The sequence below is a fragment of the Mesorhizobium sp. genome (assembly GCF_004962925.1).
Lineage (GTDB): Bacteria > Pseudomonadota > Alphaproteobacteria > Rhizobiales > Rhizobiaceae > Mesorhizobium.
In genome coordinates, this window is sequence record NZ_SUEO01000087.1 from 233 (window position 1) to 6,988 (window position 6,756).

Consider the following 6,756-nt stretch of genomic DNA (forward strand, 5'->3'; position numbering starts at 1 on the left):
CGCCTCCGACACCGAGTCGATACGCTTCAGCGCCGCGCGTCCGACAAAGAACCAGATCAGAAGCCCGCCAAGCCCCATCATGCCCAGCGCCAGCATCAGCGCGCGGCGGATGACGGCGCGGAACCGCTCCGGCTCGCCGAGGTCGCGACCGACCAGCATGATCATCTGGTTCGGCAGGCGCAGCACCAGCGCAATGGCGTTATGGCCCTTCTCGCCTTCCGCCTGCACTTCGCTCTCGCCGAATTGCGTCTCATTCTGGTCGGCGACCGGGTTGCGTTGCCGCTCGAGTGCGCCCTCGCCGAACCGCCGGTAAGAGAACGGACGCGTGGTCCAGCCTTCGGTCTCTATCACCCCCGGCTCCAGGCTCTGCACGTTGCCGGTCAGTATCTGGCCGTTGGTGTCAGCGATCAGATAGAGGTTGGCTCCGGGCTGGCGGGAGCGGGCCTCGACCACGCGCACCAGCACCGGCAGGCCGCCGCGCTGATAGGCCCGGGCGAGGCCGAGCACTTCGTCGTTGATGGTCTCCTGCGTCTGCGCGGTCAGCATGCGCGCCGACAGAGAGGTCATGTAGAAGACGAGCAGCACCGCACAGATGGCGAACAGCAGGAGATAGAGCGCCGAAAGCCGCGCTGCCGTCGTCCTCATGATGGCCGGCATGGAAAGAGCCATGCTACCCACTCTTGAGCATATAGCCGGCGCCACGAACCGTGTGCAGGATCGGCTTGTCGAAGCCCTTCTCGATTTTGCCGCGCAGCCGCGAGACGTGAACGTCGATGACGTTGGTCTGCGGATCGAAATGGTAGTCCCAGACATTTTCCAGCAGCATGGTGCGCGTCACCACCTGGCCGGCATGGCGCATCAGATATTCCAGCAAGCGGAACTCGCGCGGCTGCAGCGTGATTTCACGCGCCGCGCGCCGCACTGAATGAGAGAGCCTGTCGAGTTCGAGATCGCCGACCCGGTAGACGGTTTCGGCTTCCCTGGCGCTGGCGCGGCGGTTCAGCACCTCGACCCGGGCCAGAAGCTCGGAAAAGGCATAGGGTTTGGTCAGATAGTCGTCGCCGCCGGCGCGCAAGCCGGTGACCCGGTCGTCGACTTCGCCGAGCGCCGACAGGATCAGCACCGGCGTCGTGTTGCCTCGTGATCTCAGGCCGGCGATGACCGACAGGCCGTCGCGGCGCGGCAACATGCGGTCGACGACCATCACGTCATAGTCGCCGGAATCAGCGAGCGCGAAGCCGGTTTCGCCGTCGCCGGCGACATGAGCGGTGTGTCCGGCCTCGGTAAAGGCTTTCTGGAGGTAATCGGCCGCTTCGCGATCGTCTTCTATGACGAGAATCTTCATGGGACCGTTATACGCGATTTCGCTGGAAGATTGAGTGGCCGGCATATGCCTCGTCGCCTCACCAGGGCGTATCGCGAACAAAGTGATTCAAGAATACGCCGTAAGTCGTTGTTTTGGAATGTTGTTGACCGAGAGCCACCGGCACCCTCGGATCAGGCCCAAGGCGGGCTTTCGGGCGACATGCTTTGTTATTTGAGCATGCCGTCATGCTTTGTTCGAGCGGCAGCGGGCGATGGGAGCCCGCTGCCGCTGGGGCGGAACTCAATGACTGACTAACGTATTCAGCCCCGTGCTTTCCCGTGCGGCGGCTTGGGTGTTTGAAACCGCCGCACCGGAAAAGTCTGGAACGTCAGCTCTTGGCGACAGGCAGCGCGACGAAGCGGTTGCTGTCATCGCGGGTGATCTGCATCAGCACCGCCTTGCGGCCCGACTTCACCGCGTCGGCCATGGCCTTGGCGACATCGTCGGTGCCATTGACCTCCGTCGAGTTGACCGAGGTGATGACGTCGCCCGGCTGGATGCCGCGATCGGCGGCATCGCTGTCGGGATCGACATCGGTCACCACAAGCCCCTTGCCATCGTCGGACCTGGTGACGGTGAGGCCGAGATCGGCCAGCGTATCGGCCTTTGGCGGAGCGGAAGGCTGCTGGTCGGCCGAAGCCTGCTTGTCGCCCGAAGGCAGCGTGCCGAGATCGACCTTGACGGTCTCACTCTTACCGTCACGCCACACCGTAACGTCGACCGGCTTGCCGGGTTGGTAGGCGCCGATCAGACGGGCGAGTTCCTTCGGCGAAGCGACGTCCTTGCCGTCCACCTGAGTGATGACGTCACCGACTGATATGCCGGCCTTCTTGCCGGGACCATCGTCCTGGGCGCTGGAAACGAGCGCGCCCTTGTCGGACTTCAGCCCCAGCGATTCGGCAATTTCGGAGGTGACCGGCTGGATCTCGACGCCGAGCCAGCCGCGCTGGACGGTGCCGTCCTTCATCAGATCCTGCACGACAGCCTTTGCAGTCGAGGCAGGAATGTCGAAGGCGATGCCGACGCTGCCGCCGGACGGCGAAAAGATCGCGGTGTTGATGCCGACGACCTGGCCGTTGAGGTTGAAGGTCGGGCCGCCCGAATTGCCGCGGTTCACCGAGGCATCGATCTGGATGAAGTCGTCATAGGGGCCGGCGCCGATGTCGCGGCCACGGGCCGAGACGATGCCGGCGGTGACTGTGCCGCCGAGGCCGAACGGATTGCCGACTGCCACGACCCAGTCGCCGACGCGAACCTTGGAATCATCGGCGAAGTCGACATAGGTGAACTTGCCGTCGCCTTCGACCTTGAGCACCGCGAGATCTGTGCGCGGGTCTGTGCCGACCAGCTTGGCGTCGAGTTCCTTGCCGTCATGCATCACCACCGTGAAGGACGAGCCGTCGCCGACGACATGGTTGTTGGTGACGAGGTAGCCATCCTCGGAGATGAAGAAACCGGACCCCTGGGCGACCGGCCGCGGCTGGCGGTTGTGGTCACGACGTCCGAAACGCCGCATTCCATCTTGGCCATCTTGATCGCCAAAGCCACGGAACTCCCTGAAGAAGCGGCGCAATTGCGGATCGTCGGGAAGATTGCCGAAGCCGTCGGGCAGGTCGGAGCCGTCGTCGGCGGTCGATTCTATCTTGGCTTTGACACGGACACTGACGACCGCCGGCGAAACGCGCTCGACCACATCGGCGAAGCTCGGGACCTGCGGCGCCTCGACACGCACGGCCTCGGCCAGGACCGGGGCTGTCCCGGTGGCAACCGCGCCGAAGCCGATCGCGCCGGCAATGGCCGCTGAAGCGGCGGCAGCCATCAGGCGTTTACGGGTGCGGGGATATGAATTGGGGGCAGTATTCATGGGTGTCGTATCCTCTTTCAAGGGATGCGCTTCGGTCGGCATCCTCGGGCAAGAGAAATAGAGGGGCGCACATTACGGCGCCATTTCCGGTGCATGAAACTTTTGTAATGTTTTGCGGGTGCCAGCCGCCTTCAGTCCCGGTGCAAAATAGTGTCGAGCTCCGCCTGTTCCTCCGCGGTCAACGCATGGGTTGCCGTCGAACGGCGCGAACGGGCGGTCAGCACGATGAAAATCCCGCCGGCAAGCAGCAGAAGGACCGGCGTGCCCCAGAGCAACGCATTGCGCAAGCTGAAGCGCGGCTTCAAGAGCACGAACTCGCCGTAGCGGGAAACGATGTAGTCCATCACCTGCTGGTCGGTGTCGCCGGCGACGAGGCGCTGGCGCACCAGCACGCGCAGGTCGCGGGCAAGGTCGGCATCGGATTCGTCGATCGACTGGTTCTGGCAAACCATGCAGCGCAGCTCTTCCGAAAGCGTCCGCGCCCTCGCCTCGAGTGCCGGGTCGGCCAGAACCTCGTCGGGCTTCACCGCGAGTGCGGCGCCGGCAAACAACAGCGTCAGCAGCAGGATCAGCGAGGCCAGCGAGAATCTTGCGGTCATGGCAGGCTCGCGGAAGGCACAGCGCCGGTCGACTTGCGGCGGCGGGACGGTGCCCCGACGCGCAGGCGCCGGTCCATGAGCGACATAGCAGCACCTGCCATCATGACAAGGCCGCCACCCCAGATCAGCGTCACCAGCGGCTTCCACCACAGCCGCACCACGACGGAGCCGTCGGTCGCCCCGTCGCCAAGCGAGAGGTAGAGCTGGCTGAACCCCATTGTCTTGATACCGGACTCGGTCGTCGTCATCTGTCGGACCGGATAGGAGCGCTTGGCCGAGGTGATTACGGCGGTAGTGTTTCCATCGGCGCCGAGCAGGGCGAAGCGGCCGCGATCCTCGCTGTAATTAGGCCCCTGGGCCGGATAGAGCCCTTCGAAACGCAGCGTATGGCCGGACAATTGCACGGTCTCGCCTGCATGCATCGACAGGATCTTCTCGGTGCCGAAGCAAAGTGTGCCGACGATGCCCAGCGTCGTCAGCCCGAGGCCGAGATGGGCGAGCGCGGTGCCGAAGACCGAGCGCGGCAGGCCGGCGAAGCGCCTGAGCATGATGCCTGGCGCGACACTGCCAAAGCCGGACTTGACGGCAATATCGGTGAGCGCGCCGCAGATCAGCCAGAAGGCCAGGCCGACGCCAAGTGCTGCGAACACCGACGCGCCGTCGATGAACAAGGCCGTCACCAGCACGGCCAGAAGCGCTGCGGCGAAGGCCGCCATCAGGCGCTGGGCGACGGCGAAAATGTCGCCGCGCTTCCAGGCCAGCAGTGGCCCGAACGGGACCACGACCAGAAGCGGCACCATCAGCGGTCCGAATGTCAGGTTGAAGAACGGCGCGCCGACCGAAATCTTGTCGGCTGAAACGGCCTCGACTGCCAGCGGATACAATGTGCCGATCAGCACGGTGGCGGTGGCCGTGGTCAGGAACAGATTGTTGAGGACCAGCGCCCCTTCGCGCGAGATCGGATGAAACAGGCCGCCGGCCGTCAGCCTCGACGCGCGAAAGGCGAACAACGCCAGCGATCCGCCGATGAACAGTGTCAGGATGCAGAGAATGAACACGCCGCGCGTCGGATCGGTGGCGAAGGCGTGAACGGAAGTGAGCACGCCGGAACGCACGAGGAAAGTGCCGAGCAACGACAGCGAGAAGGTCAGGATAGCCAGCAACAGTGTCCAGATCTTCAGGGCCGAGCGCTTTTCCATGACGATCGCCGAATGGAGCAGCGCCGTGCCCGCCAGCCATGGCATGAAGGAGGCGTTCTCGACCGGATCCCAGAACCAGAAACCACCCCAGCCAAGTTCGTAATAGGCCCAGTAGGAGCCCATGGCGATGCCGCCGGTCAGGAACATCCAGGCGACCAGCGTCCATGGCCGCACCCAGCGCGCCCAGGACGCGTCGATGCGGCCTTCGATGAGGGCGGCGACCGAGAAGGAAAAGCAGATCGAGAAGCCGACATAGCCGAGATAGAGCAGCGGCGGATGGATGGCGAGGCCGAGATCCTGCAGGATCGGATTGAGATCGCGGCCCTCGATTGGCGCCGGATTGAGCCTGGCGAACGGGTTGGATGTCGCCAGGATGAACAGGAAAAAGGTGGCGCCGATCGCCCCTTGCACGGCCAGCACATTGGCTCGAAGCGTCGCAGGAAGATTGCTGCCGAAAGCAGCCACGAGCGCGCCGAAGAAGGTCAGGATCAGCACCCAGAGCAGCATCGAGCCTTCGTGATTGCCCCAGGTGCTGGTGATCTTGTAGATCAGCGGCTGCAGCGAATGCGAATTCTCCCAGACGTTGGCCACCGAAAAATCGGAGCTTGCATAGGCTGTCATCAGCGCCGCGAAGGACAGCGCGGTCAAGGCAAAGCCAGTCACCGCGACCGGCCCGCCGACGGCCATCATCCGGGGGTTGTTCATGCGCGCGCCGAACAGCGGCACCAGCGTCTGCACCAAGGCCAGCGCGAACGCCAGGACCAGCGCAAAGTGTCCGGTTTCAACCAAGGCCGTTACTCACTTTTGCTCTCCTGCCACACGCCTTTGGCCTTGAGGCCATCGGCCACCTCCTTGGGCATGTAGTTCTCGTCATGCTTGGCCAGCACGCTGTCGGCGACGAAGACGCCGTCCGGGCGAAACGTACCTTCAGTGATGACGCCCTGCTCCTCGCGGAAAAGGTCGGGAAGAATGCCGGTGTAGGTGACCTTGACCTGCTTCTGGTTGTCGGTCACCGAAAAGGCGACGGTGGCCCCCTGGCCGCGCTCGATCGTGCCTTTTTCGACGAGGCCGCCGAGCCTGATACGCTGCCCGGGTTGCAGGCTGGCGGTGGTCAGATCGGCGGGCATGTAGAAGTAGGAGGCCTTCTGGCCTAGCGCGTAGAAGGTCAGACCGGTGGCGGCACCGAGAAAGGCCAACCCTCCGGCGATCACCGACAGTCTTTTCTGCTTGCGCGTCATTTTTTACTCCGTCGCCGTCAAGCCAAGCGAGACGGCAAAGGCGGTGAATTTCTTCGCTTCCTCACTATCGGAGCCAAAAACGGCGATACCGCGATTGAGCGCGTCGCGGGCCTGATCGGCCTTGCCCAGCACGACATAGGAACGAATAAGCTGCATCCATCCTTCCGCATCGCGCGGGTTTTGCCGAAGTTTTCCATCAAGCCCCGCAACCATGGTGTTGATCATCGCTTCCCTGTCCTGCGGCGACATCGACGAAGCAGCATCGACATCCCCGGCGTCCGGGCCCTTTGCAGGCTGTCCCGAAGCGACGCTCCGCTTGGCGGATTCGGCCAGTGCCTGCTCGACGGGGCCGCGCCAAGCCGAGTCCCGCGGCAAGGCCGCCAGCATTTTCTGCCAGCCAGCTGTCGCCTCGTCAGCACGGCCCTCCTGCGCCATGCCCAAAGCGAGATAAAAGCTGGCCTTCGGATTTGCCGGATCAAGTTTCAGGGCC

The 6,756-nt window shown here is 63.9% G+C and carries 6 protein-coding genes and 1 pseudogene; all 7 read right to left on the reverse strand.

All coding sequences use genetic code 11. From position 1 onward, the window contains the following. Nucleotides 1-669, reverse strand: a pseudogene (locus E5W87_RS18120) (two-component sensor histidine kinase); the annotation flags it as partial. A 1-nt stretch (nucleotide 670) separates the two neighbouring features. After that, nucleotides 671-1,345 carry a response regulator transcription factor gene (locus E5W87_RS18125; RefSeq protein WP_164547000.1) on the reverse strand — a complete coding sequence of 225 codons (675 nt, stop codon included), beginning with the start codon at nucleotides 1,343-1,345 and terminating at the stop codon, nucleotides 671-673. 349 nt (nucleotides 1,346-1,694) lie between these two features. Beyond that, entirely contained in the window at nucleotides 1,695-3,230 is a 1,536-nt protein-coding gene (locus tag E5W87_RS18130; RefSeq protein WP_292400247.1) for a Do family serine endopeptidase, read from the reverse strand. A 131-nt stretch (nucleotides 3,231-3,361) separates the two neighbouring features. Further along, a complete protein-coding gene (locus E5W87_RS18135; RefSeq protein ID WP_292400250.1) occupies nucleotides 3,362-3,829 on the reverse strand; it encodes a cytochrome c-type biogenesis protein in 468 nt (155 codons plus the stop codon). Further along, nucleotides 3,826-5,817 (reverse strand): heme lyase CcmF/NrfE family subunit, encoded by a 1,992-nt coding sequence (locus tag E5W87_RS18140; protein WP_292400253.1) that lies wholly within the window; start codon nucleotides 5,815-5,817, stop codon nucleotides 3,826-3,828. The genes E5W87_RS18135 and E5W87_RS18140 overlap by 4 nt, the downstream gene beginning before the upstream one ends. A 5-nt stretch (nucleotides 5,818-5,822) precedes the next feature. Continuing rightward, on the reverse strand, nucleotides 5,823-6,266 hold the full coding sequence (gene ccmE, locus E5W87_RS18145; RefSeq protein ID WP_095486555.1) for a cytochrome c maturation protein CcmE: 444 nt from the start codon (nucleotides 6,264-6,266) through the stop codon (nucleotides 5,823-5,825). A 3-nt stretch (nucleotides 6,267-6,269) separates the two neighbouring features. Next, nucleotides 6,270-6,756 (reverse strand): tetratricopeptide repeat protein (locus E5W87_RS18150; RefSeq protein WP_367118835.1); only part of this gene is annotated, 487 nt, incomplete at its 5' end.

Coding starts and splice junctions, on each gene's coding strand:
- E5W87_RS18125 (WP_164547000.1), bottom strand. CDS start 1,345: ATGAAGATTCTCGTCATAGAAGACGATCGCGAAGCGGCCGATTACCTC.
- E5W87_RS18130 (WP_292400247.1), bottom strand. CDS start 3,230: ATGAATACTGCCCCCAATTCATATCCCCGCACCCGTAAACGCCTGATG.
- E5W87_RS18135 (WP_292400250.1), bottom strand. CDS start 3,829: ATGACCGCAAGATTCTCGCTGGCCTCGCTGATCCTGCTGCTGACGCTG.
- ccmE (WP_095486555.1), bottom strand. CDS start 6,266: ATGACGCGCAAGCAGAAAAGACTGTCGGTGATCGCCGGAGGGTTGGCC.